Genomic DNA, 658 nt, shown 5'->3' on the forward strand with positions numbered 1-658 from the left:
AGTAATCGTAGATCAGAATGCGCTACGGTGAATACGTTCCCGGGCCTTGTACACACCGCCCGTCACACCATGGGAGTGGGCTGCAAAAGAAGTGGGTAGTTTAACCTTCGGGAGGACGCTCACCACTTTGTGGTTCATGACTGGGGTGAAGTCGTAACAAGGTAGCCCTAGGGGAACCTGGGGCTGGATCACCTCCTTATACGAAGATATTCACGATAAGTGTCCACACAGATTGATACGGTTTAGAAAGTTAAGAGTAGGAAATACTTTTCCAGATGGGGCTATAGCTCAGCTGGGAGAGCGCCTCGCTGGCAGCGAGGAGGTCTGCGGTTCGATCCCGCATAGCTCCACCATCTTTAAGTGTTCTTCCTTAAGAATCTTTAAAAATGGTTATTTCTTTTGAAATATCTAGCTCTTTAACAATTTGGAAAGCTGACTGATTAACTCTAAGAGTTAATCAAATTAAAAGTTCTCAATGTTTATCTTTAGATAAACACAACACAAACACATTCAAGTGTCTTGGCTTTTTGTCTTCACTTTTTAAAGTGAAAATAAAGAGCATTAAATTGAGTCCGGCAAACACGTAATAAGAACTAACCCTTCTTATTACAACCAAAAACCTTGGTTGTTTACCATACATAAAGACCTCTTCGGGTTG

At 42.2% G+C, this 658-nt stretch carries 1 protein-coding gene, 1 tRNA gene and 1 rRNA gene; 2 read left to right on the forward strand and 1 reads right to left on the reverse strand.

Annotated features, from left to right (window positions below; all coding sequences use genetic code 11):
* A 16S ribosomal RNA gene (locus L1D55_RS27490) occupies positions 1-199 on the forward strand; the annotation flags it as partial.
* Positions 200-277: 78 nt separating this feature from the next.
* Positions 278-353: transfer RNA gene (locus tag L1D55_RS27495), tRNA-Ala, on the forward strand.
* A gap of 119 nt (positions 354-472) precedes the next feature.
* Here the strand turns inward: L1D55_RS27495 and L1D55_RS27500 are convergent.
* On the reverse strand, positions 473-658 hold a 186-nt coding region (locus L1D55_RS27500), incomplete at its 5' end, for a hypothetical protein (protein WP_239919519.1).

Source organism: Vibrio sp. Isolate22 (genome assembly GCF_022398115.1).
Lineage (GTDB): Bacteria > Pseudomonadota > Gammaproteobacteria > Enterobacterales > Vibrionaceae > Vibrio.